Here is a 23,511-nt window from a genome sequence, read left to right on the forward strand (position 1 = left end):
ATTGAAAAAAGCAGAAAAAGTGATAAAATGGAGTTATCACATTTAAAAGGAGATATAGCTTGACTAAACAATATAAAAACTATGTCAATGGAGAGTGGAAACTTTCTAAAGAAGAAATTAAAATTTATGCTCCTGCCACAGGTGAAGAACTCGGTTCTGTACCTGCAATGAGCCAAGAAGAAGTTGACTATGTTTACGCTTCTGCAAAAGCTGCTCAAAAAGAATGGCGTGCGCTTTCATACGTAGAACGTGCAGCTTACCTTCATAAAGCAGCTGATATTTTAGTGCGTGATGCTGAAAAAATCGGTGCTGTACTTTCAAAAGAAATCGCTAAAGGTTACAAATCAGCAGTGGGTGAAGTTATCCGTACAGCTGAAATCATTAATTATGCCGCTGAAGAAGGTGTCCGTCTTGAAGGTGAAGTTCTTGAAGGTGGAAGCTTTGAAGCAGCAAGTAAGAAAAAGATCGCTATTGTTCGTCGCGAACCAGTAGGATTGGTACTCGCTATCTCACCATTTAACTATCCAATTAACCTTGCAGGTTCTAAGATTGCTCCTGCCCTTATTTCAGGGAACGTTGTTGCCCTTAAACCACCTACGCAAGGTTCTATTTCAGGTCTTCTTTTGGCTGAAGCATTTGCTGAAGCTGGACTTCCAGCTGGTGTATTTAACACAATTACAGGACGTGGTTCAGTAATCGGTGACTACATCGTTGAACATGAAGCTGTTAACTACATCAACTTCACAGGTTCTACACCAGTAGGTGAACACATTGGTAAATTGGCTGGTATGCGTCCAATTATGCTTGAACTTGGTGGGAAAGACTCAGCTATCGTTCTTGAAGATGCAGACCTTGATTTGGCTGCTAAAAACATCGTTGCTGGTGCTTACGGTTACTCAGGTCAACGTTGTACAGCCGTTAAACGTGTCCTTGTTATGGATAGCGTTGCAGATAAATTGGTTGACAAAGTTTCAGAACTTGTTAAAGATTTGACTGTTGGTATGCCTGAAGATGATGCTGATATTACTCCGCTTATCGATACAAAAGCAGCTGACTACGTTGAAGGTCTTATCAAAGACGCTCAAGATAAGGGTGCTAAAGAAGTTATTTCATTCAAACGTGAAGGTAATCTTATTAGTCCAGTATTGTTTGACAATGTAACAACTGATATGCGTTTGGCTTGGGAAGAACCATTTGGCCCAGTCCTTCCAGTTATCCGTGTTAATTCAGTAGAAGAAGCTGTCGAAATTTCAAATAAATCTGAATACGGTCTTCAAGCAGCAGTATTTACAAATAACTTCCCATTAGCATTCAAGATTGCTGAACAACTTGAAGTGGGTACTGTTCACATCAACAACAAAACACAACGTGGTACAGATAACTTCCCATTCCTTGGTGCTAAGAAATCTGGTGCTGGAACACAAGGTGTGAAATACTCTATTGAAGCAATGACTACTGTTAAATCTACAGTATTTGATATTGCAAAATAATTTTTGATGAAGGTTAGAACGGCTCTGTTCTGACTTTTTTTAGTTTAGAAATATGGTTACAAATTGTGTTCTTCATGAAAATTTTTATAAATTTTTCTTTTTTGCAATGGTTTTACACTTTTAGTTATGAAAGCGTATGCAATTGTGATAAAATAAGGGTAGCCATACAATAGGAGGTAGAAAATGGTAACACGTAATCAATTTTCAACTTTGGAAATGCGCAAAGCAAGTCCATATTTTTCTGCATTAAAAACTATTGTCGAAACAGCATTTTATGAGAATCAGGTCATTTCAATTAAGACTTTAGAAGAGGCTTATCAATTGGCATCGAATGCTGCTGGAACAGTGATTCTGGACATGCCTGTCATTCACACAAAAGAACTTGGCTTGCCGTCCTATGCTCGAGTTTTATTGACAAATTCGGGAGCTGTGGTTGGTAGAACAGCTAAGGCACGTCGTATTTATGGCTTGGATTCAGATGAAGATGAGCGCTTGTTATCCATTGTGCGAAGTGCGGTTTATCAAGCCCATAGTCGCAAATTCTATAAAGCAGATGCTATTGTTGGTTTGGATGAAGAGTTTATGGTACGTGCACATTTGATGGTGCCTGAGGAAGAAATCAACAATCTCTATTCATGGTTGCTTAATTTTCAGATTTTAGATGAAGAATTTAAAAATCGTTTAAAAGTTTCTAAACGGTATGATGAAGATGATATTTTTGTCTTTTTTGATCCTAAATGGTCTCATCCAGATTATCCAGATGGTTTAGCTTATTTTGACACGAATCACAATTGTGTGGCTATTTTAGGTTTGAATTATTTTGGAGAATTGAAAAAAGCGACATTAACGTTGGCTTGGGGAACAGCTGCACGCAATGGCTATGTTTCTTGCCACGGTGGTTTGAAAATTTTCCAAGGAAAAGAGGAAAAAAATGATTATGTTGCCTCTTTCTTTGGCTTATCTGGTTCAGGAAAATCAACGTTGACTCATGCTAAGCATAATGGAAAATACGATATCAAAGTGTTGCATGATGATGCCTTTATTATTTCTGAAAAAGATGGCTCATCCATTGCGCTAGAACCGTCTTATTTTGATAAGACCAACGATTATCCAACGGGACACCCAGAGCAAGACTTTTTCGTGACTGTTCAAAATTGTGGTGTGACGCTGGATGATAATGGTCGTCAAAAATTGATGACCGAGGATATTCGTAATGGGAACGGACGTACCGTAAAATCACGTTTTGCAACGCCAAATCGTGTTGACCATATTGAGGAGCCAATTAATGCTATTTTTTGGATTATGAAAGACGATTCATTGCCACCTTTAATCAAAATTAATGATTCACTCATGGCAGCGACAATGGGTTGTACATTGATGACAAAACGTTCAAGCGCTGAAAATATTGAAGGTAGCAAGCAATCATTGGTTATTGAACCATTTGCAAATCCATTTAGGGTTTATCCTTTGGTCGAAGATTATCAAAAATTCCGTTCATTATTTGCTAGTGGTGTTGACTGTTATATCATTAATACGGGATTTTACATGGGAAATGGTATTCCAAAAGAAGTTTCTTTAGATATCATTGAAAAAATTGTTGATGGCAATGTCGATTTTAAAGCTTTTGGCCCCATTGAAGGCTTTGAATATTTGGCATTAGAGGACTATCCTGTCCACCGTTTTGATGCTAAATATAAACAATTGATTCGTTCGCGGATGCAAATTCGTTTGAATTTTCTATTGTCTTTTAATCAAAACAATCCTAAACTAGCTCTGCCTGTTGAAGCTATCTCACGTTTGGAACGAGTTATTAACAATTTAAAATAAGGTCATATTCTTACAAAAACTATTTCTTCGATGAAAAAGTATCCCTAGCGGGTACTTTTTTTGATATTTATTCAATAAAAATACAATATTTATCTAATGGTTATAAACTAGGTAATTCTTATCATTTATCACATTATTTGTCAATAAATCTGACTATAAACATTTCATACATACACCTATAACTATAAAACGTGATAAAAATAAAAGAATTTTCAGAAAGATATTATTTTTTTAATAAACTTGTGTTTTAATATTTTTTATATTGACGAGCCGTCAATATAAAATAACCATTTTGGGAGGTTTATTATGGATAAGAGAGAGATTCTCTTTTAGAAAGTACAAGGTCGGACTAGTTTCAGTCCTTGTGGGAGCTGTCAAAAGTAGCAGGATTAAGTCAAACAGACTCTGCTTCTAATATTGAGCAAGTGGTGTTGAAAGCATGGCGACAGCTAATGCAACAGCAGCTTCTAAAGTACAGGAGACAGTATCAGAAGAAGCTCTTGATATTCCAAAAGAAGAAACTCTCATTCCTTTCCTGAAGAGATCATCAAACCAGAAACACCACCGAAAGTGGAACCGCAGGTCAGTGAAAACGAGAAAGGAGGAGAGGTAGCTGCCCTAGGGGTCGTAACCGTTCATAAAGAAGTTAAAGCTTCAACTCCTGCTAAACCTTTGGCAAGTTCAAAAGCAACCGACGAGCTCCCTCAAACATCAAGCGTTACACAAAATTATCTTCTTGCTCTCGGTTTTGCTTTAGTGACACTAACAGCAGGCATTTGGAAACGAAGAAAAGTCTCTAAAGACTAATAAATTTAAGTTTAGTCATCCCTTCCTCTAACAAAAAAAGCACATCTGAAAGAGAACATTCTCAATCGGGTGTGCTTTTTGAGTGTATTGAAGGCTTATTTTTTCAAATGAAGTCCTTGATTTTTAAGATAAACTTCTGAGACTTGAGCGTATTTTTTTAGTTTTTTCAATTCTTCTTTGTGCGTAATGAAAGTAATAACAACGCCAGCTTTTCCCATACGTCCAGTTCTTCCTGCACGATGAGTATAGACTTCTTTATCACGAGCGAGGTCAAAATTGATAACGTATTCGAGATTTTCAATATCAATCCCACGGGCAACTAAATCAGTTGCCAACAGTAGTGAAATGTCATGATTTTTGAATTTTTCAAGAATGACTTTACGGAATTTGACATTAATATCAGAAGCCAAAGAAACAGCAGAAACACGATTAAATTGAAGACGTTCTTCAGTAGCTCCTAAATCTGAAAGACTGTTGAAAAAGACCAAGCCACGGAATTCTGGAATATTTGAAAATTTGCGGAGTAATTCAAGGCGGTCACGTTTATCGACGGTAATGTAATAATGAGCGATTTGTTCCAGCTTTTGGTCAGACAAATCAATCGTCAACGTATTTTCAGCGAGTGCGTCAGCGTCAACTTTATTAGTTGCACTCATGTAAACCATTTGGTGGTCACGTGGAACACGGTTGATGATATTTTCAACAAAATGATATTGAGAGTCACCTAGTAATTCATCAAATTCATCCAAAACGATTGTGTCAACGTTCATCATTTTGATTTTTTTGAGCTTGACTAACTCGAAAACACGCCCAGGTGTTCCGATAAGAATTTCTGGACCTTTTTTCAAACGTTCGATTTGACGTTTTTGACTAGAACCAGAAATGAATAGCTGTGCTGTAAGATTTAGAGGCTCAGCCCATGTTTTAGTTACCTCAAAAATTTGCCCTGCTAGTTCGGTATTTGGTGCTAAAATCAATAATTGTTGTGATTTTTTGGGTGTCACATTTAAAAGTGTTGGAAAAAGATAAGCTAGTGTCTTACCTGTACCAGTTGGGCTGACACCAAGGACATTATCACCTTGTGAAATAGGCTCGAAAATTTGTTTTTGAATAGCTGTTAGCTCGCTAAATTTCAGATTAGCTAACTGCTCTCGCCAGACTTGTGGAAATTGTGAAATCATAAGTTTCCTTTTCTATGTTTGTAATCTTCACCTATTATAACATAGAAAGGGAATCTTTTTTTATTTCGTGAATAAGTAAGAGTTTTCAGCATTTAAAAAATGGTAAAAATGTAGTAGAATAGATAGGAAATATTTTTGATTTGGAGTAATAAATGCGTAAAAAACCTATTATTATTGGTGTGACTGGTGGCTCTGGTGGTGGAAAAACCAGTGTTTCAAAGGCTATTTTGGCGAATTTTAAAGACCAAAAGATTGCGATGATTCAACATGATTCTTACTATAAAGACCAAAGTCATCTGACATTTGAAGAACGCGTGTCAACCAATTATGACCACCCACTTGCTTTTGATACGGATTTGATGATTGAACACATCAATGAACTCATTGCAGGACGTCCTGTTGACATTCCAATTTATGATTACACACAACATACGCGTAGCGAAAAAACATATCGCCAAGAACCACAAGATGTTTTTATTGTCGAAGGAATCTTGGTTCTTGAAGATAAACGCCTCCGTGATTTGATGGATATTAAATTATTTGTTGACACTGATGACGATATCCGTATTATTCGCCGTATCAAACGTGATATGGAAGAACGTGGACGTAGTCTTGACAGCGTTATTGACCAATACACATCAGTTGTTAAGCCAATGTACCACCAATTCATCGAACCAACAAAACGCTATGCAGACATTATCATCCCAGAAGGAGCATCAAACGTTGTCGCTATCGACCTTATCAACACTAAAATCGCAACTATTTTAGAATGATTTGTAGTGAATAGAGAATCTAGCCACCAAACTAAGCTTGGTGGCTTTTTATAACCAATCAACAGAAAGATTCTCTTTTTCAGCTAAATTATCAACTATTTAGTAAAAATCCCAGAAAGTATTCAGAAAATTTATTTTATTTGGATTATTCTGTTGACTTTTATTCTAGAAAAGAGTATTATGTAAAAAAACGAAAAACATCGAAGGGAATTAAGTCAATGACATTCGCAAATATGACAGTCTTGCTATTGCGTAATGAGGGCTAGTGCATGAAAGCATTAGTCCTGTTTGGCTTACCAAGCGGGATAAAAAACATCTCGCTTGTCCGTGAGATGTTTTTATTTTTATCTTAATGATTTTGTTAATAATTAGAAAGAGGTTATTATGCGTAAAGTTGAATTCCTTGATACTACTCTTCGTGATGGCGAACAAACACCAGGTATTAATTTTTCAATCAAAGAAAAAGTAGCAATTGCCAAACAGCTTGAAAAATGGGGTATTGCTTCAATTGAAGCTGGTTTTCCAGCAGCTAGTCCTGATTCATTTGAAGCGGTTCGTCAAATTTCAGCAGCAATGACAACAACTGCGGTGTCAGGTTTAGCACGTTCTGTGAAATCAGATATTGATGCTTGTTATGAAGCATTGAAAGATGCTAAATACCCACAATGTCACGTGTTCATTGCAACAAGTCCTATTCATCGTGAATATAAATTGAAAAAAACAAAAGAAGAAATTCTTGATATTATCAAAGAACATGTAACTTATGCACGTAGTAAATTTGATGTGGTCGAATTTTCTCCAGAAGATGCAACTCGTACAGAACTTGATTATCTTCTCCAAGTTGTTCAGACAGCGGTTGATGCTGGCGCAACTTACATCAATATTCCTGATACGGTTGGTTTCACAACGCCAGAGGAATATGGTAACATCTTCAAATATTTGATTGAAAATACAAAATCAGACCGCGAGATTATCTTCAGTCCACATTGTCATGATGACCTTGGAATGGCGACAGCCAACACTTTAGCAGCTATCAAAAATGGTGCTGGACGCGTTGAAGGGACAGTCAATGGTATTGGTGAACGTGCTGGAAATGTGGCACTTGAAGAGATTGCAGTAGCTCTTAATATCCGTGAAGATTATTATCAAGCGACATCTGATATTGTCCTTAACGAAACGGTCAATACGTCTGAATTGATTTCACGCTTCTCAGGAATTTCAATTCCTAAGAACAAAGCTGTGGTTGGCGGAAATGCCTTCTCACATGAATCTGGTATTCACCAAGATGGTGTGCTTAAAAATCCACTCACTTATGAAATTATCACGCCAGAGCTTGTCGGAGTCAAACACAACTCGCTTCCGCTTGGTAAACTTTCAGGTCGTCATGCTTTCGTTGAAAAATTGAAAGAACTCGAACTTGCTTTCGAAGAATCAGAAATTGCAACGCTATTTGGCAAATTTAAAAAATTGGCTGATAAGAAACATGAAATTACAGATGCTGATATCAGAGCTTTGGTTGCTGGAACAGCAATTGAAAATCCAGAAGGCTTCCACTTTGGCGATTTGAAATTAACATCAAATGCTGATGATACGGTGACAGCCGAAGTACTTATGGTAAACGCTGACGGTGAAGAAGTTGAAGTTATTGCAAATGGAAAAGGTTCTGTTGAAGCTATCTATAACGCTGTCGATAAATTCTTCAATCAAACTGTCCGCCTTCTCAGCTACACAATGGATGCTGTAACAGACGGTATTGATTCACAAGCGCGTGTGTCTGTTTCAATTGAAAATGTTGATACAGGAACAATTTTTAACGCATCTGGTATTGATTTTGATGTGCTTAAAGCAGGTGCCATTGCTTATGTCAATGCGAATGCTTTTGTTCAAAAAGAAAATGCTGGTGAAATTGGCAAAGCCGTTTCATTCCGTGATGTGCCAACTAATTAAATAAGAAAGGAATTTATAGAGAAGCAACGATGTTGCTTGCGGTATCTCATTATGACGAAAAAAATTGTTACACTTGCTGGTGATGGTATTGGTCCAGAAATTATGGCAGCAGGCTTAGAAGTCCTTGAAGCTGTGGCTTCAAAAATTAATTTTGATTATGACATTGATGCAAAACCTTTTGGTGGCGCAGGAATTGATGCCAATGGTCATCCACTACCAAAAGAAACTTTGGATGCGGCAAAATCAGCTGATGCGATTTTATTAGCTGCCATTGGTGGTCCAAAGTATGATAACGCTCCTGTTCGTCCAGAACAAGGCTTGCTTGCCATTCGTAAGGAATTAAATTTGTTTGCAAATATCAGACCTGTTCGTATCTTTGATGCGTTGAAACATTTGTCGCCTTTGAAACTTGAACGTATTGAAGGAGTAGACTTTGTTGTTGTCCGTGAGTTAACAGGTGGTATCTATTTTGGTGAACATCAATTACAAGATGAATCAGCACGTGATATCAATGACTATTCAGCGCAGGAAATCCGCCGTATTATTCGCAAGGCATTTGAATTGGCACGACTTCGCGGCAAAAAAGTGACAAGCATTGATAAACAAAATGTCTTGGCGACTTCAAAATTATGGCGTAAAGTTGCTGAAGAAGTAGCCTTAGAATTTCCAGATGTCACGTTGGAACATCAATTGGTGGATAGCGCAGCCATGATTATGATTACAAATCCATCACGCTTTGACGTTGTGGTTACGGAAAATCTTTTTGGTGATATTTTGTCTGATGAATCAAGCGTGCTTCCAGGCACACTTGGTGTTATGCCATCAGCTAGCCATTCAGAAAATGGACCAAGCCTTTATGAGCCGATTCACGGTTCAGCTCCAGATATTGCTGGACAAGGCATTGCCAATCCTGTCAGCATGATTTTATCTGTTGCTATGATGTTGCGTGAAAGTTTTGGTGAAGTAGCTGGTGCAGAACTTATTGAAAATGCGGTTGATAAGACATTCAATCAAGGCATTTTAACACGTGATTTAGGCGGTAAAGCTTCAACAGCTGAAATGACCGCAGCTATTATTGCAAATCTATGACTTTAAAAGAATTAGCGCTTCTCATTTTCGTTTTTTGGAATGTTTTGACCTTTCTGACTTATGGTATTGATAAAAAGAAAGCAGAGCATGGACGTTGGCGAATTTCAGAGAAAACATTGCTTTTAGAGAGTATCTTATTTGGTGGAATCGGTGCTTTTCTTGGTGGAAAAATCTTTCATCATAAAACTTTGAAATGGTACTTTAAAGCTTGTTGGTCTTTGGGAATGGTGATTGATATTGCGGTTTTATACTGGTATATCGTCATTTGGAAATAGTAGCTAACTAGAAAATGAAATAGTGAGAAGAATTTGGAGGATGAAATGAGCGGAAAATCGATTTTTGATAAGCTTTGGGAACGCCATGTGGTTACTGGTGAAGAAGGCGAACCACAACTTATGTATGTTGACCAGCACTATATTCATGAAGTAACAAGTCCGCAGGCATTCCAAGGACTTAGAGATGCGGGTCGTAAAGTACGTCGTCCAGATTTAACGTTTGGAACGACTGACCACAATGTTCCAACGGTAGATATTTTCAATATTCGTGACTTGGTGTCAAAAAATCAAATTGATACCCTTGCTCGAAATGTTAAAGACTTTGGCATTGATGCGGCAACGCATGGAACAGAACGCCAAGGGATTGTTCATATGGTAGGTCCAGAAACAGGACGTAGTCAACCTGGTAAATTTGTTGTCTGCGGGGACAGCCATACGGCAACTCACGGTGCTTTTGGAGCAATTGCCTTTGGTATCGGAACATCCGAAGTGGAGCACGTTTTTGCAACACAGTGCATTTGGCAAGTAAAACCGAAGAAAATGAAAGTTGAATTTGTCGGCAAACCACAAAAAGGTGTTTATTCAAAAGACTTTATCCTTGCTTTGATTGCTCAATATGGTGTTGATGCTGGTGTAGGCTATGCGGTTGAGTATTGTGGTGAAGCCATTGATGCTCTCTCAATGGACGAACGCATGACCATTGCAAACATGTCGATTGAATTTGGGGCAAAAATGGGCTTGATGAATCCAGACCAAAAGACCTTTGATTACGTTAAAAGTCGTGAAGCGGCGCCTAAAGGTGATAAATTCGAGCAAGCGGTCGAAGATTGGAAAACATTGGTTTCTGACCCTGATGCCGAATATGATAAAGTTATTACCATTGATGTTTCAGGATTGGCACCAATGGTGACTTGGGGGACAAACCCTGAAATGGGTGTTGAATTTGGCAAACCATTCCCAGAAATCAAAGACATGAATGATGAACGTGCTTATCATTATATGGACATTAAGCCTGGTGATAAAGCTGAAGATATTGATTTGGGTTACGTTTTCATTGGTTCTTGTACCAATGCACGTCTATCAGACCTTGAATTAGCAGCTAAGATTGTTAAGGGCAAACATATTTCACCGAATCTGACAGCTATTGTTGTTCCTGGTTCTCGTCCTGTTAGGAAAGAAGCAGAGCGACTAGGGCTTGATAAAATTTTCATGGATGCTGGTTTTGAATGGCGTGAGCCTGGTTGTTCAATGTGTCTTGGAATGAACCCAGATCATGTGCCAGAAGGTGTTCATTGTGCCTCAACAAGTAATCGTAACTTTGAAGGGCGTCAAGGTTTTGGAGCGCGTACACATCTTTGTAGCCCAGCTATGGCGGCAGCGGCAGCAATTGCTGGTAAATTCATCGATGTTCGCCAACTGTCAGAAGTTCAGTAAAGGAGAGAGATAATGGAAAAATTTACTGTTTACACAGGGAAATCTGTCCCTTTGATGAATGATAATATTGATACTGACCAGCTTATTCCAAAACAGTTCTTGAAGGCTGTTGATAAAAAAGGTTTTGGTAAAAATTTGCTGTTTGAATGGCGCTATCTCAATGATAATTACGATGAAAATCCAGATTTTATCTTTAACAAACCTGAATATCGTGATGCAACGATTCTGATTTCAGGGGATAACTTTGGTTCAGGGTCATCACGTGAACACGCTGCTTGGGCTTTGGAAGATTATGGCTTTCGTTGTGTGATTGCAGGCTCATTTTCTGATATTCACTACAATAATGAATTGAAAAATGGGATGCTTCCAATTGTTCAACCTTTGGAAGTCCGTCAGAAATTAGCGGCGCTACCAGCTGGTGAAGAAATTATGATTGATTTACCAAACCAAGTCATCAAGTCAGCTGCGGGAGAATTTCCATTTGAAATTGATGGCGAATGGAAGCGTAAACTTGTCCTTGGACTTGATGATATTGGCATCACGCTTCAATATGAAAATTTGATAGCTGCCTACGAAAAAAATCGTCCAAGTTATTGGCAATAATTTAAAAAAAGTAGTAGGCAAAATAACAGTTGTAGTCATTCAATAAAATATAGAAAAAGTCTGAAATATGATTATTTCAGACTTTTTTGTGGTGTTTGTTTACTCTAAGCAAAATATGACGGCAGGCTTATTTTTTGATATAATAAACCTTATGGAAAACACAAAGAAAATAAAGAATTATCAAATCATGTTAGCACAGGCGAAAGCGCTATTTGCTAACGAAAAAAATCTGCTATCAAATCTTTCAAATGCTAGCGCTCTGTTAAAGATGACTTTACCAAATTCTGTTTTTACAGGCTTTTATTTATTTGATGGTCAGGAATTACTTTTGGGTCCTTTTCAAGGCGGGGTATCGTGCGTTCACATTGCACTTGGAAAAGGTGTTTGTGGCGAAGCAGCAGCTAATCAAGAAACGATAATTGTGGCAGATGTGACAAAACATGCTAATTATATTTCTTGTGATTCAGCAGCCATGAGTGAAATCGTTGTCCCTATGGTTAAAAATAACCAATTAGTGGGGGTTTTGGATTTGGACTCACATTTAACGGATGATTATGATGCGATTGACCAAGAGTATCTTGAAAAATTTGTTGCCGTACTTTTGGAAAAATCATATTGGAATTTGGATATGTTTGGAGTTGAAAAATAATGTATCAAGCACTTTATCGAAAATATCGTAGCCAAACTTTTGATGAAATGGTTGGGCAAACGGTCATTTCATCAACTTTAAAACAAGCAGTCTCTTCAGGAAAAATTAGCCATGCTTATCTGTTTTCTGGTCCTCGTGGAACAGGGAAAACAAGTGCTGCTAAAATTTTTGCTAAGGCGATGAACTGCCCTAATCAAGTCAATGGCGAGCCATGTAATCATTGCGATATTTGTCGTGATATTACAAATGGCAGCCTTGAAGATGTCATTGAAATCGATGCTGCATCAAATAATGGTGTTGATGAAATTCGTGAAATTCGTGATAAATCAACCTACGCACCAAGTCGTGCAACTTATAAAGTTTACATCATTGATGAAGTGCATATGTTATCGACAGGTGCCTTTAATGCTCTTTTGAAAACGTTGGAAGAACCAACAGAAAATGTTGTTTTCATTTTAGCAACAACAGAATTGCATAAAATTCCAGCAACGATTTTATCACGTGTGCAACGATTTGAATTTAAAGCGATTAAATTAGCAGCTATTCGTGAACATTTGGCTAATATTCTTGACAAAGAAGAAATTAGCTATGAAGAAGATGCCTTGACCTTGATTGCGCATTGTGCTGAGGGTGGAATGCGTGATGCGCTTTCGATTCTTGACCAAGCGCTTAGTTTAACACCTGATAATCATGTGTCGCTTGCTATCGCAGAAGAAATCACAGGTAGCATTTCAATGATAGCCTTAGATGATTTTGTGGCAAATGTTTTGGCAAATCAAACTAGTCAAGCTTTGGCAAATTTGGAAACTATTTTTGATAGCGGAAAGAGCATGAGTCGATTTGCGACGGATTTGTTAAATTACTTACGTGATTTATTGGTTGTTCAAACTGGTGGTGAAAATACACACACAAGTCAAAAATTCCAAGAGAATTTAGCAACTGCTGAACAAAATCGTATTTTTACAATGATTGATTTGGTGACGAAAGCTTTGCCTGAAATCAAAAATGGTGTTCAGCCAAAAATTTATGCTGAAATGTTAACGATTCAATTATCAGAAGCAGGAAAAGAAATTTCGACAGCACAAGTTCCAGACGGATTGTCAGATGAATTAGCAAAGCTCAAGAATGAAATCAAAGACTTGAAAGAAGAATTTTCTAAGATTGATAGCTCAGCTATTTCTCAAAAAACGGTAAGCCGCAAAAAATCAGTTACTGGCTTTAAGTTTAAAGTGGACCGCGTGAAGATTTTGACCATCATGGAAGAAACGATTGTTGATAGTCAGAAATCAAGGGAATATCTAGAAGCTCTTAAAGGAGCGTGGAATGAGATTTTGGACAGTATTTCTGCCCAAGACCGCGCGCTTTTGCTAGGTTCGGAGCCAGTTCTTGCCAATAGTGAAAATGCTATTTTAGCTTTTGATGCAGCTTTTAATGCGGAACAAGCTATGAAACGAACTGACCTTAACGATATGTTTGGCAACATCATGAGCAAGGCAGCAGGTTTTTCACCAAATATTTTGGCTGTTCCACGTAAAGACTTCAACAGTATCCGAACAGAATTTGCTCAAAATTTGAAAAAACAACGCAAAGAGCCAGCACAGGGAGAAGTGCAAGAAGAAAATTTCATTCCAGAAGGCTTTGGTTTCCTAGCAGATAAAATTAATAAGATTGAGGATTAAGAAGGGAGTGAGATAAATAAAAAAGTGAATTAGTAGTTTCGAAGACATTTGATTTCTCAATAAGTCTTAATTTCTTGTTTCTGACCTAAAGCGGTCTGTCCCAGACCATTTTGTGAGTTTTATTTCCCGATTATAAAGGCTTCCCCAAACCTTTATAACCAACCTATACATGGCTCGGAAGATTTGGGGAAGCTTTCGAGGTGGGAAATGGAGTCAAGTGCAGCTTGACATCAAAAAGGGGATAATAAGCTGATTTATCAGCTTATTATCCCCACTCAACTACTGCGCCTTGTAAATAATAACTATAATAAACAAAGAAGCTGAGCATTTTGTCCCACTCCTTTTTACACAACAGATTCTGTGAAATCTGTCAAAATAATGAAGATATGTTATAATAGAAATATGACTAAAAGCCGTTTTATATTTGTGGCGCTGATGTGCGCTTTTGAAACATACTTTTTTAATGAATGTTTATTTGAAGGTGATTATTTATTTGCTTTCTTTTGGGGAATTTTGCTTTTTCGTGATCTCCAGCGTACCTATAAGGTTGACAAATTCATTCACACGTTGAGTTCAACTACCAAGAAGAAAGACTGATTTCACCACTACGTAATAATTTTTCTTGACCATTGTCAAGTTTAACAAGAAGATGTCCATGGTCTGTGATTTCTTCAGCTACACCTGAAAAGAGAATATCATTTTCGATAAAGGTCACTTGTTTGTTTAAAACAAGTGATTTTTCTTTATAAACTTTTACCAAATCTTTTTGAGGAATTGTGAAGAAAAGCTTCCAAATTTCAGTGATTAATTGATTGCGTGTGATAGTTGGTTGCTCGCTAAAAAGGGTTCCAGCTTTTTGTGCAATATCGTCTGGGAAATCTGTGATATGAAAATTAAGTCCGACACCAATAATCACATCAGTGATCAAGCCAGTTTCAACAGATGAAATCGCCTCGGTTAAAATGCCCGCGATTTTTTTGCCATTTAGGTAGATATCGTTGACCCATTTTATTTCGGTTTCAATACCTGTCAGACGAGAAATGGCTTTGACAATACTAGATGCAACCATGAGCGTATAGGGTTTAACTTGTTCGAAAGGAACGTTTGGTTTTAGGTGAAGAGACATATAGATGCCACCTTGTTTTGAGGCAAAAAAACGTCTGCCAAAGCGTCCCTTAGCCATTTCTTGATTTGGAGCTAGGTAAAGGTGCGACTGTTTATCAGTATCGATATTATTTTTAGCATCTAACTGAGTTGACTCACTTTTTTCATTCAAAGTGACCGCAATATTAAGATTTGTCGCAATTTGTTCAGGGAGTAGTAAATCGCCTGAGATAATTTTATAACCGCGTTTTTTAATCGAATGAATTTGAACCCCCTTGTCTTCCAAGGTTTTAATAGCTTTCCAAATAGCTGTGCGAGATAGCTCAAATTCTTGCGCCAATTTTTCCCCGCTAACATAATCGTCTTGTGTCTTGAGATAATCATAAAGTTTTTTGTAGGTTTTCATATCTTTAGTATAATATATTTTTTCCAAATATTCCTAACAAAGCTTCAATATTGTTAAATTTATAAAGGTATTGTACATGAAGTGACAAAGATGTCATCACGGTAAAACTAATATCACCTTTGTAAAGATAGGTAAAAGTTATCACCTAATAATAAACTTTTTATAGGCATTTGCGGTAAAACGTGGTACAATAAGTGAGTTAATGAGTCCCGATAAGACAATCTGGCGGTTTAATAACGTGTTATTCTTCGTTAGCTCATCTTGATATACTTCAGTATTATCTGCGATTTCGCTGCCTTGACTAACCCGCCATTAACCGCGTCATCTCTTTTTAGAAGATGTAGATTGGTACTTTGTAACTCACTAGAAATGTCTGCTACTGAAAGTAGCTAGTCATTTCACGGAAAGCCGCTATGGCGGTTTCCTAAGTGACTTATTAGGTCAAAAACTAAAAATAATCGTTTTAGTTTTTGACCGTCATAACTCTCGCTGAAATGATGATATTTTTTGTACAGATATTTCAAGGAAAAAATTTTTTCCGACATTCTAATACTTAGAGGTGTTAGAATGAAAAATTAATGATATGGGGGGACATTTTTATGTCAGAACGTAAACTTTTCACGTCTGAATCAGTTTCTGAGGGGCATCCAGATAAGATTGCAGACCAAATTTCAGATGCTATTTTAGATGCTGTGTTGGAACAAGATCCTGATGCGCACGTTGCGGCAGAAACAGCCGTATATACTGGCTCAGTTCATGTTTTTGGTGAAATTTCAACGACGGCTTATGTTGATATTAATCGTATTGTTCGCGATACTATTGCCGAAATTGGTTATACTAATGCTGAATATGGTTTTGCTGCTGAATCGGTTGGGGTTCATCCGTCATTGGTTGAACAATCACCTGATATTGCACAAGGAGTTAACGAAGCGCTTGAGGTTCGCGGAAATGTAGACCAAGACCCGCTTGACTTGATTGGTGCAGGTGATCAAGGGTTAATGTTTGGTTTTGCTATTGATGAAACACCTGAATTAATGCCATTACCAATTTCACTTTCTCATAAATTGGTGAAAAAATTGGCTGATTTACGTAAATCTGGTGAGATTTCATACCTTCGTCCAGATGCTAAATCACAAGTAACTGTTGAATATGATGAAAATGACAAGCCGGTTCGTGTGGACACTGTTGTTATCTCTACACAGCATGACCCAGAAGCGACAAATGACCAAATTCGTCAAGATGTAATTGAAAAAGTTATCAAAGCGGTTATTCCAGAAAAATACCTTGATGATAAGACGAAATTCTTCATTAATCCAACTGGACGCTTTGTTATCGGAGGACCTCAAGGTGACTCTGGTTTGACTGGTCGTAAGATTATTGTTGATACTTATGGTGGCTATGCGCGTCATGGTGGCGGTGCTTTCTCTGGTAAAGATGCGACAAAAGTGGACCGTTCAGCCTCATATGCTGCGCGTTATATTGCTAAAAATATTGTTGCTGCTGGTTTTGCCACTAAAGCAGAAGTGCAATTGGCATATGCTATTGGTGTAGCGCAACCTGTCTCGGTTCGTGTGGATACATTTGGTACTAATACTATTACTGAAAGCAAGTTGGAAGCTGCTGTTCGTGAAGTCTTTGACCTTCGTCCTGCAGGAATTATTCAAATGCTTGATTTGAGACGTCCAATTTACCGTCAAACAGCTGCATATGGACACATGGGACGTACTGATATTGATCTTCCATGGGAAAAACTTGATAAAGTAGAAGCTTTGAAAGAAGCAGTGAAATAAAAAAGCTGGTTTGTAACTAGCTTTTTTTATTGTTATAACTCTAGATTCCGTGAAACATTGATAAATATATTGTTAATGTGTTCTGCAATTTCGTGTGGATTACGCGTTTTTTGTTCGGTTAACTGAGAAGAAATAATATCAGAATAACCACCGACAATAAAAGGGAGGAATGATTACAATGATCGAAACAATTACAGAGATTAAATAGTTTAATTTTCAAATCTTACGTTTTACAGGTGAATTGAGAAAAAGATACTCAGAAGTAAACCAAGATTTAAAAGTAATGTCAGATGTGATTTTGAAACATGCTATACTTGGTGGTACATTAGAGCAACATGTTCTGAAGATAATTACTTAATTGAAGTGGCAATGATCCATTATAGAGTTTCTTTATTCTACCCTAGCTTCTCTGATTACAGGAAATACGAAGCTTATAAGTCATTTAGATGATGTTTTGAAATGCACTATTAGCCATATTATTTAGGTTATTTTGCTATTCCTTATGGTAAGGAAAAGTTGCCTTTTATTTTTATCTCTAAAAAAGAGCAGATAGAAAAAGAGCAGATAGAACTTTAATTGTTATAGGAGGTTTTAACTTTTTTGCATGGGATTAAAAAACTTAACTTGACACATATAGGTGTGATGATATTGCTAAATTTTGTGATTTTACTTAAATATTCGAATCTAAAAAAATTTACCACATACCATCTGCTCATTCAGTTTGTCAATTTGAATAATATGTGTTAAAATGAAAAGGTTGAATTCTAGCAGAAAGTTTTGAATGTATGCGTAAAATTGTAATTAATGGTGGCAAGCCTTTAAAAGGTGAGGTTACTATTTCAGGTGCAAAGAATAGTGTAGTTGCTTTGATTCCTGCGGCTATTCTGGCAGATGATATTGTCATATTAGATGGCGTTCCTGCCATTTCCGATGTTGATAGTTTAATTGAAATCATGGAAATTATGGGCGCCAAGGTGAAAAGAGAAGAAGATACCCTTGAAATTGATCCACGTGGCATTAAAAACCAACCAATGCCCTATGGTAAGATTAATAGCTTACGTGCTTCTTATTATTTCTATGGTAGTTTGTTAAGTCGTTTTGGTGAAGCTACAGTAGGTCTCCCAGGTGGTTGTGACCTTGGACCTCGTCCTATTGATTTGCACCTTAAGGCTTTTGAAGCTATGGGAGCTATGATTTCGTATGAAGGCGAAGCAATGCGTTTGGCGACAAATGGTGAGTCTATTCATGGTGCACATATCTATATGGATACAGTTAGTGTTGGAGCAACGATTAATACGATGCTTGCAGCAACTAAAGCAAATGGTCGTACGATTATTGAAAATGCTGCGCGTGAGCCAGAAATCATTGACGTGGCTACTTTGTTAAATAATATGGGAGCTCACATTCGTGGTGCTGGTACAGATGTGATTACAATTGAAGGTGTTGATTACCTTCATGGCACACGTCACCAGGTCATTCCTGACCGTATTGAAGCTGGTACTTATATTGCCATGGCAGCAACAATGGGTGAAGGGGTTCGTATTACCAATGTCCTTTATGAACATTTAGAGAGTTATATTGCAAAGCTCGAAGAAATGGGTGTTCGTATGACGATTGAAGAGGATTCTATCTTTGTTGAAAAACAATCAGTATTGAAAGCTGTATCAGTGAAAACGTCGCCATATCCAGGTTTTGCGACTGATTTGCAACAACCAATCACACCGTTGTTGTTGACAGCTGAGGGACGTGGTACTATTCTAGATACCATTTATGAAAAACGTACTAATCACGTTGCTGAATTGGTACGAATGGGTGCTGATATTTCTATTGTTGGTGGTCGCATTGCTTACCAAGGACCAAATAAATTAACAGGAGCTCCTGTTAAGGCCTCTGATTTGCGTGCGGGTGCAGCGCTTGTTACTGCAGGTCTAATGGCAGAAGGTCAAACGGAAATTACCAACGTTGAATTTATTTTGCGCGGTTATTCAAATATCATTGAAAAATTAACAGCCCTAGGCGCTGATATTAAATTAATTGAAGATTAAGAGGAAGCCCAAGGGCTTCTTTTTTGGTAATAGGTGGTCAGATAGTCAGAGACAAAATGAGAACCTATTGTGATATAATAGGGATATGGATATTTGGACACGTTTAGGATGTTATGCGTTTTTTGAGACAGAACGCATGTATTTACGCCCTTTTACCTATAAGGATAGTCAGGACTTTTTTGAGATTTGTAGCAATCCTGATAATCTTCGTTTTATTTTTCCAAGTCAAGCTAGTCACCATGAAAGTGATTATCTAATGGTCCATTATTTCATGAAAGAGCCACTTGGGGTTTGGGCTATTGAAGATAAAAAATCTCATAAAATGATTGGCTGTATTCGATTTGAGAAGATAGATTTGAATCGGTCATCTGCAGAAATTGGTTATTTTTTGAATCAACAGTTTTGGGGACAAGGCTTGATGACAGAAAGCTTGAAAAACTTATGTTTTTTAAGCTTTCAGGAATTTGGCTTTAAAGAATTACATGTTATTGTTCATGGAGAAAATTTGGCTAGTCAACGTGTTGCGCAAAAATCAGGTTTCAAATTGAAACAACGCTTCAAAGGAAGTGACCGTTATACACGTAAAATGCGAGATTACGTTGATTATCAAATTAGTAAAGGTGATTATCGTTATGAGTAAACATCAGAAAATTTTAGAGTATTTGGAGAATCTTCCAGTTGGAAAGCGCGTGAGTGTGCGAAGCATTTCAAATCACTTAAAAGTGAGCGACGGTACAGCTTATCGTGCGATTAAGGAAGCCGAAAACCGTGGTATTGTTGAAACCCGACCGCGTAGTGGTACGGTTCGTATTGAGAAGAAGCCAGCTGTTCGTATTGAGCGTTTGACCTATTCGGAAATTGCTCGCATTAGTGACTCTGAGGTTCTGGCAGGTAAGGCTGGGCTTAGTCGTGAATTTAGCAAGTTTTCAATTGGTGCGATGACTCAAGAAAATATTTTACGTTACCTTGTTAAAGGTGGGCTTTTGATTGTCGGAGACCGTGAAAAAATTCAACTGTTGGCGCTTGAAAAACACAATGCTATTCTGGTAACGGGTGGATTTCCTGTTTCTAGTGAGGTGATTCGTGTCGCCGACGAGCTCGGAATACCTGTCATGGTTACGCACTATGATACCTTTACCGTGGCGACGATGATCAACCATGCTCTCTCCAATATTCGGATTAAAACAGATTTGACGACTGTTGAGCAAGTCTATCAGACCAAGGAAGACTATGGCTTTTTGCAGGAAGGTGCTACGATTCGTGAATTTAATGCGATGATTAAACAAACGGCAAATGTGCGTTTCCCTGTTGTAAATAGTAAAAATGTGGTTGTTGGCGTTGTTAGTATGCTAGATGTTGTTGGCAAGGAAAATCATATTGATATCAAGAGTATCATGTCGCGTAATCTGATTGTGGCAAAACCGCAAGCCAGTCTTGCTAACATCAGTCAGAAAATGATTTTTGAAGATTTGAATATGCTTCCTGTTGTAGCAGAGGATTTGACCTTGCTAGGAGTTATTACACGCCGCCAGGCGGTTGAAAATCTACCAAATTTACAACATTCTAACCTTTATACATATAGCGACCAGATTTTATCAAATTTGCAATACGAAGATGGTGTTTATAAATTTGTGGTTGAACCTACGATGATTGATAATGCTGGTAATTTTGCCCAAGGTGTCTTGACAGAATTTATCAAGGACATTAGCGTTCGTGTTTTGACCAAAAAACATCAAAAAAATATCATCATTGAACAACTGATGCTTTATTTTGTACAAGCAGTTCAGATTGACGATTGTTTGGTGATTCATCCCCGTGTCATTACTGAAAAACGTCGTAGTTCGGTGATTGACTTTGAAATTCTTTTAGAGGATCAAATTGTTGCTAAAGCCTTGGTAACGACGAAAATTAACTAATACATAGTGGTTAACTTAAATGACAAAATCATTCCATTTTTGACAGTTTGGTGACTATAAGTGTATAATTAGTGTTATTGATGCATTTTTAGAGATTACTAATAGGAGTACATTATTGATATGATTACATTAAAATCGGCTCGTGAAATTGAAGCAATGGACCGCGCTGGAGATTTTCTAGCTTCAATTCACATTGGTTTACGTGAATTGATTAAACCAGGTCTTGATATGTGGGAAGTCGAAGAGTACGTGCGTCGTCGCTGTAAAGAAGCAAATGTTCTTCCACTCCAAATTGGGGTTGATGGTTCTATCATGGACTATCCTTATGCCACATGTTGCGGACTTAATGACGAAGTAGCACACGCTTTTCCTCGCCATTACATTTTAAAAGAAGGAGATTTGCTTAAGGTTGATATGGTTTTGAGTGAACCGCTGGATAAATCAGTTGTTGACGTTTCAAAATTAAACTTTGACAATGTTGCACAAGTTAAAAAATATACTGAATCATACTCTGGTGGATTGGCAGACTCATGCTGGGCATATGCTGTTGGTGAGGTGTCTGACGAAGTCAAAAATCTGATGGATGTTACCAAAGAATGCCTTTATATCGGAATTGAAAAAGCTGTTGTTGGTAACCGTATCGGTGACATTGGTGCAGCTATTCAAGAATACGCTGAAAGCCGTGGATATGGTGTTGTTCGTGATTTAGTAGGACATGGTGTTGGTCCAACAATGCATGAAGAACCAATGGTACCACACTATGGTAAAGCAGGTCGTGGTCTTCGTTTGCGTGAAGGTATGGTGTTGACTATCGAGCCAATGATTAATACAGGAACTTGGGAAATTGATACGGATATGAAAACTGGTTGGGCTCATAAGACACTTGACGGCGGTTTGTCATGCCAATACGAACATCAATTTGTTATCACTAAAGATGGACCTGTTATTTTAACAAGTCAAGGAGAAGAAAGAACTTACTAGGATGAATCGTAAGCAGCTTATAGACAAACTAGTGTCTAGATTAAAGTGGCAACCGCTACAGGTTTATTTAAAACATTACCAAAGTGCAGAGATTGATCTATCAGCGATTGCTGTCGCTTATTATTTATTGCTGACAGCATTCCCATTGATTGTGATTGCGGCAAATATTTTTCCTTATCTTAACATTGATATTTCAGTGTTATTGTCTTTCATGGAAAAAAATTTACCGACCAATCTTTACCCTTCTGTTTCGGCAATTACGACAGATATTTTTTCAAAACCTTCTGGTAGTATTTTGGGAGTTGCGACTTTAACGGCTTTCTGGACAATGTCTAAATCGCTGACCTCTCTACAAAAAGCTATTAACAAAGCTTATGGCGTTTCACAACACAGAGATTTTGTGATTGGGCGTTTGATTGGGGTTTTGGCAAGCTTGCTCATTCTTTTCCTACTGACGTTTGTGTTAATCTTTTCTACTTTTTCAAAGGCTGCTTTGCAAATTATCAGTACTCACTATGATTTGAGTGATACGGTTGCAACAGTCGTTCTGAATTTATCCCAGCCGGTAACTGTTTTGACGATTGTATTTGGGTTGATGTTATTGTATTTCATTCTACCAAATGTCAAAATCAGACGTTTTCGTTATATTTTACCAGGAACAATTTTCACTTCTTTCGTCATTGTGTTCTTGAATAATTTGTTTAGCAATTATATTTTGAGAACCTTTGAACGCATGGTTGACATTAAAACGTTTGGTTCGGTTGTGATTTTTGTTTTGATGTTATGGTTTATTTTCTTAGCGCATATTTTGATTTTGGGAGCTATTTTTAATGCAACCTATCAAGAATTGCGCCAAGGAAAAATGGAAAGCAGACGTGGCGATATTCTTTCCATCTTAACACACCGCAAACAAGATAAAGATAAAAAATAACACCTGTGGGGGTGTTATTTTTTATCTTTAAAAATTAGTAATTTACTAAACACATAGTTTAAAATGATAATAAGGACTTGTGAGAAAACAGTCTCAATCATGTTGACTAATGAAATATTATCATTGACAAATTGTCCGATAATGTGAGGGAATTTTGTGACTAAAAGGTAGGCTAAAATCAAGTCTAGGACAAGTGTTGATAGACGCGCTACAAAAAATTTGACAAAACGGTTAAACCATCCTGTTCGAACTTGATTAAAGACGAAGTAGTCGTTTGTAAAGAAGGCAAACACGATAGCAATGACGTTAGCGATAACTGCGGAAGTCGTTGCCGATTGCGTTAGGGCAAAAATGACTAAGCGTGTTCCCATGTAAACGAGTGTGGCAAGAACACCGAAAAATAAGTATTTAAAAACTTCACTAGATAATAACTTTTTCATAGAACTACTATACCAAATTTTAACAATTTGTGCTATACTTTTAAGCGTTGTGTAAACAACCCTTGACGCTTAGTTCCCTTTCGTCAAGCATATTATAGACGTGAAGAGTTGTTGCTCTTTAACGTTAAAGGAGAAAGAATTTTT

At 37.4% G+C, this 23,511-nt stretch carries 22 protein-coding genes and 1 riboswitch; of the genes, 19 read left to right on the forward strand and 3 right to left on the reverse strand.

Annotation, left to right across the window (positions count from 1 at the left end; all coding sequences use genetic code 11):
- The first annotated feature begins 59 nt into the window (after positions 1-59).
- The 4 genes from E8M05_RS03700 (at position 60) to E8M05_RS03715 (ending at position 4,124) form a co-directional block, all read left to right on the forward strand.
- The gene (locus tag E8M05_RS03700) at positions 60-1,490 is read left to right on the forward strand and encodes an NADP-dependent glyceraldehyde-3-phosphate dehydrogenase (protein ID WP_003064014.1); all 1,431 of its coding nucleotides are present in this window, start codon (positions 60-62) and stop codon (positions 1,488-1,490) included.
- Positions 1,491-1,673: 183 nt separating this feature from the next.
- Positions 1,674-3,317 (forward strand): phosphoenolpyruvate carboxykinase (ATP), encoded by a 1,644-nt coding sequence (locus E8M05_RS03705; protein WP_003064015.1) that lies wholly within the window; start codon positions 1,674-1,676, stop codon positions 3,315-3,317.
- Between the two features lie 292 nt (positions 3,318-3,609).
- Positions 3,610-3,732 (forward strand): YSIRK-type signal peptide-containing protein, encoded by a 123-nt coding sequence (locus E8M05_RS11825; protein ID WP_160312949.1) that lies wholly within the window; start codon positions 3,610-3,612, stop codon positions 3,730-3,732.
- Between the two features lie 155 nt (positions 3,733-3,887).
- The gene (locus E8M05_RS03715; protein WP_003064017.1) at positions 3,888-4,124 is read left to right on the forward strand and encodes an LPXTG cell wall anchor domain-containing protein; all 237 of its coding nucleotides are present in this window, start codon (positions 3,888-3,890) and stop codon (positions 4,122-4,124) included.
- Positions 4,125-4,219: 95 nt separating this feature from the next.
- Here the strand turns inward: E8M05_RS03715 and E8M05_RS03720 are convergent, their stop codons facing one another.
- Positions 4,220-5,305: a DEAD/DEAH box helicase gene (locus E8M05_RS03720; protein WP_003064018.1), complete on the reverse strand. Its 1,086-nt coding sequence runs from the start codon at positions 5,303-5,305 to the stop codon at positions 4,220-4,222.
- Positions 5,306-5,457: 152 nt separating this feature from the next.
- On the opposite strand from E8M05_RS03720, the gene udk reads away from it, so the two are divergent.
- The 9 genes from udk (at position 5,458) to E8M05_RS03765 (ending at position 14,351) form a co-directional block, all read left to right on the forward strand.
- Positions 5,458-6,078 carry a uridine kinase gene (gene udk, locus E8M05_RS03725; RefSeq protein WP_003064019.1) on the forward strand — a complete coding sequence of 207 codons (621 nt, stop codon included), beginning with the start codon at positions 5,458-5,460 and terminating at the stop codon, positions 6,076-6,078.
- A gap of 384 nt (positions 6,079-6,462) precedes the next feature.
- Entirely contained in the window at positions 6,463-8,025 is a 1,563-nt protein-coding gene (locus tag E8M05_RS03730) for a 2-isopropylmalate synthase (RefSeq protein WP_003064020.1), read from the forward strand.
- Positions 8,026-8,076: 51 nt separating this feature from the next.
- Positions 8,077-9,114: a 3-isopropylmalate dehydrogenase gene (leuB, locus tag E8M05_RS03735; protein WP_058692805.1), complete on the forward strand. Its 1,038-nt coding sequence runs from the start codon at positions 8,077-8,079 to the stop codon at positions 9,112-9,114.
- Entirely contained in the window at positions 9,111-9,389 is a 279-nt protein-coding gene (locus E8M05_RS03740) for a DUF1294 domain-containing protein (RefSeq protein WP_136596407.1), read from the forward strand. The genes leuB and E8M05_RS03740 overlap by 4 nt, the downstream gene beginning before the upstream one ends.
- Before the next feature lie 45 nt (positions 9,390-9,434).
- Positions 9,435-10,823, forward strand: coding sequence for a 3-isopropylmalate dehydratase large subunit (leuC, locus tag E8M05_RS03745; RefSeq protein WP_041973929.1), 1,389 nt, complete (start codon positions 9,435-9,437; stop codon positions 10,821-10,823).
- Between the two features lie 12 nt (positions 10,824-10,835).
- Positions 10,836-11,426 (forward strand): 3-isopropylmalate dehydratase small subunit, encoded by a 591-nt coding sequence (gene leuD, locus E8M05_RS03750; protein ID WP_003064027.1) that lies wholly within the window; start codon positions 10,836-10,838, stop codon positions 11,424-11,426.
- A gap of 151 nt (positions 11,427-11,577) precedes the next feature.
- A complete protein-coding gene (locus tag E8M05_RS03755) occupies positions 11,578-12,075 on the forward strand; it encodes a GAF domain-containing protein (protein ID WP_041973936.1) in 498 nt (165 codons plus the stop codon).
- Positions 12,075-13,754: a DNA polymerase III subunit gamma/tau gene (dnaX, locus tag E8M05_RS03760; RefSeq protein ID WP_058692806.1), complete on the forward strand. Its 1,680-nt coding sequence runs from the start codon at positions 12,075-12,077 to the stop codon at positions 13,752-13,754. Before E8M05_RS03755 ends, dnaX begins: the two co-directional genes overlap by 1 nt.
- Positions 13,755-14,156: 402 nt before the next feature.
- Entirely contained in the window at positions 14,157-14,351 is a 195-nt protein-coding gene (locus tag E8M05_RS03765; RefSeq protein ID WP_043881188.1) for a DUF3272 family protein, read from the forward strand.
- Here the strand turns inward: E8M05_RS03765 and birA are convergent.
- On the reverse strand, positions 14,332-15,264 hold the full coding sequence (gene birA, locus E8M05_RS03770) for a bifunctional biotin--[acetyl-CoA-carboxylase] ligase/biotin operon repressor BirA (protein WP_058692807.1): 933 nt from the start codon (positions 15,262-15,264) through the stop codon (positions 14,332-14,334). The genes E8M05_RS03765 and birA overlap by 20 nt on opposite strands.
- Before the next feature lie 599 nt (positions 15,265-15,863).
- On the opposite strand from birA, the gene metK reads away from it, so the two are divergent.
- The 6 genes from metK to E8M05_RS03810 all read left to right on the forward strand — a co-directional run bounded on the left by metK (position 15,864) and on the right by E8M05_RS03810 (position 22,927).
- Positions 15,864-17,054: a methionine adenosyltransferase gene (gene metK / locus E8M05_RS03775; protein WP_058692808.1), complete on the forward strand. Its 1,191-nt coding sequence runs from the start codon at positions 15,864-15,866 to the stop codon at positions 17,052-17,054.
- A gap of 785 nt (positions 17,055-17,839) precedes the next feature.
- Positions 17,840-19,099, forward strand: coding sequence for a UDP-N-acetylglucosamine 1-carboxyvinyltransferase (locus tag E8M05_RS03790; RefSeq protein WP_003064043.1), 1,260 nt, complete (start codon positions 17,840-17,842; stop codon positions 19,097-19,099).
- 85 nt (positions 19,100-19,184) lie between these two features.
- Positions 19,185-19,739: a GNAT family N-acetyltransferase gene (locus E8M05_RS03795; protein ID WP_003064046.1), complete on the forward strand. Its 555-nt coding sequence runs from the start codon at positions 19,185-19,187 to the stop codon at positions 19,737-19,739.
- On the forward strand, positions 19,732-21,015 hold the full coding sequence (spxR, locus tag E8M05_RS03800; protein WP_003064049.1) for a CBS-HotDog domain-containing transcription factor SpxR: 1,284 nt from the start codon (positions 19,732-19,734) through the stop codon (positions 21,013-21,015). Before E8M05_RS03795 ends, spxR begins: the two co-directional genes overlap by 8 nt.
- A gap of 120 nt (positions 21,016-21,135) precedes the next feature.
- Positions 21,136-21,996 (forward strand): methionyl aminopeptidase, encoded by an 861-nt coding sequence (locus E8M05_RS03805; RefSeq protein ID WP_003064052.1) that lies wholly within the window; start codon positions 21,136-21,138, stop codon positions 21,994-21,996.
- Position 21,997: 1 nt separating this feature from the next.
- Positions 21,998-22,927, forward strand: coding sequence for a YihY/virulence factor BrkB family protein (locus E8M05_RS03810; protein WP_003064054.1), 930 nt, complete (start codon positions 21,998-22,000; stop codon positions 22,925-22,927).
- A 14-nt stretch (positions 22,928-22,941) separates the two neighbouring features.
- Here E8M05_RS03810 and E8M05_RS03815 read toward each other — a convergent pair whose 3' ends face one another.
- Positions 22,942-23,367: a GtrA family protein gene (locus tag E8M05_RS03815; RefSeq protein WP_003064058.1), complete on the reverse strand. Its 426-nt coding sequence runs from the start codon at positions 23,365-23,367 to the stop codon at positions 22,942-22,944.
- A 28-nt stretch (positions 23,368-23,395) separates the two neighbouring features.
- Positions 23,396-23,508: riboswitch (PreQ1 riboswitch) on the forward strand.
- Positions 23,509-23,511: the final 3 nt, after the last annotated feature.

It is taken from the genome of Streptococcus pasteurianus (assembly GCF_004843545.1).
Lineage (GTDB): Bacteria > Bacillota > Bacilli > Lactobacillales > Streptococcaceae > Streptococcus > Streptococcus pasteurianus.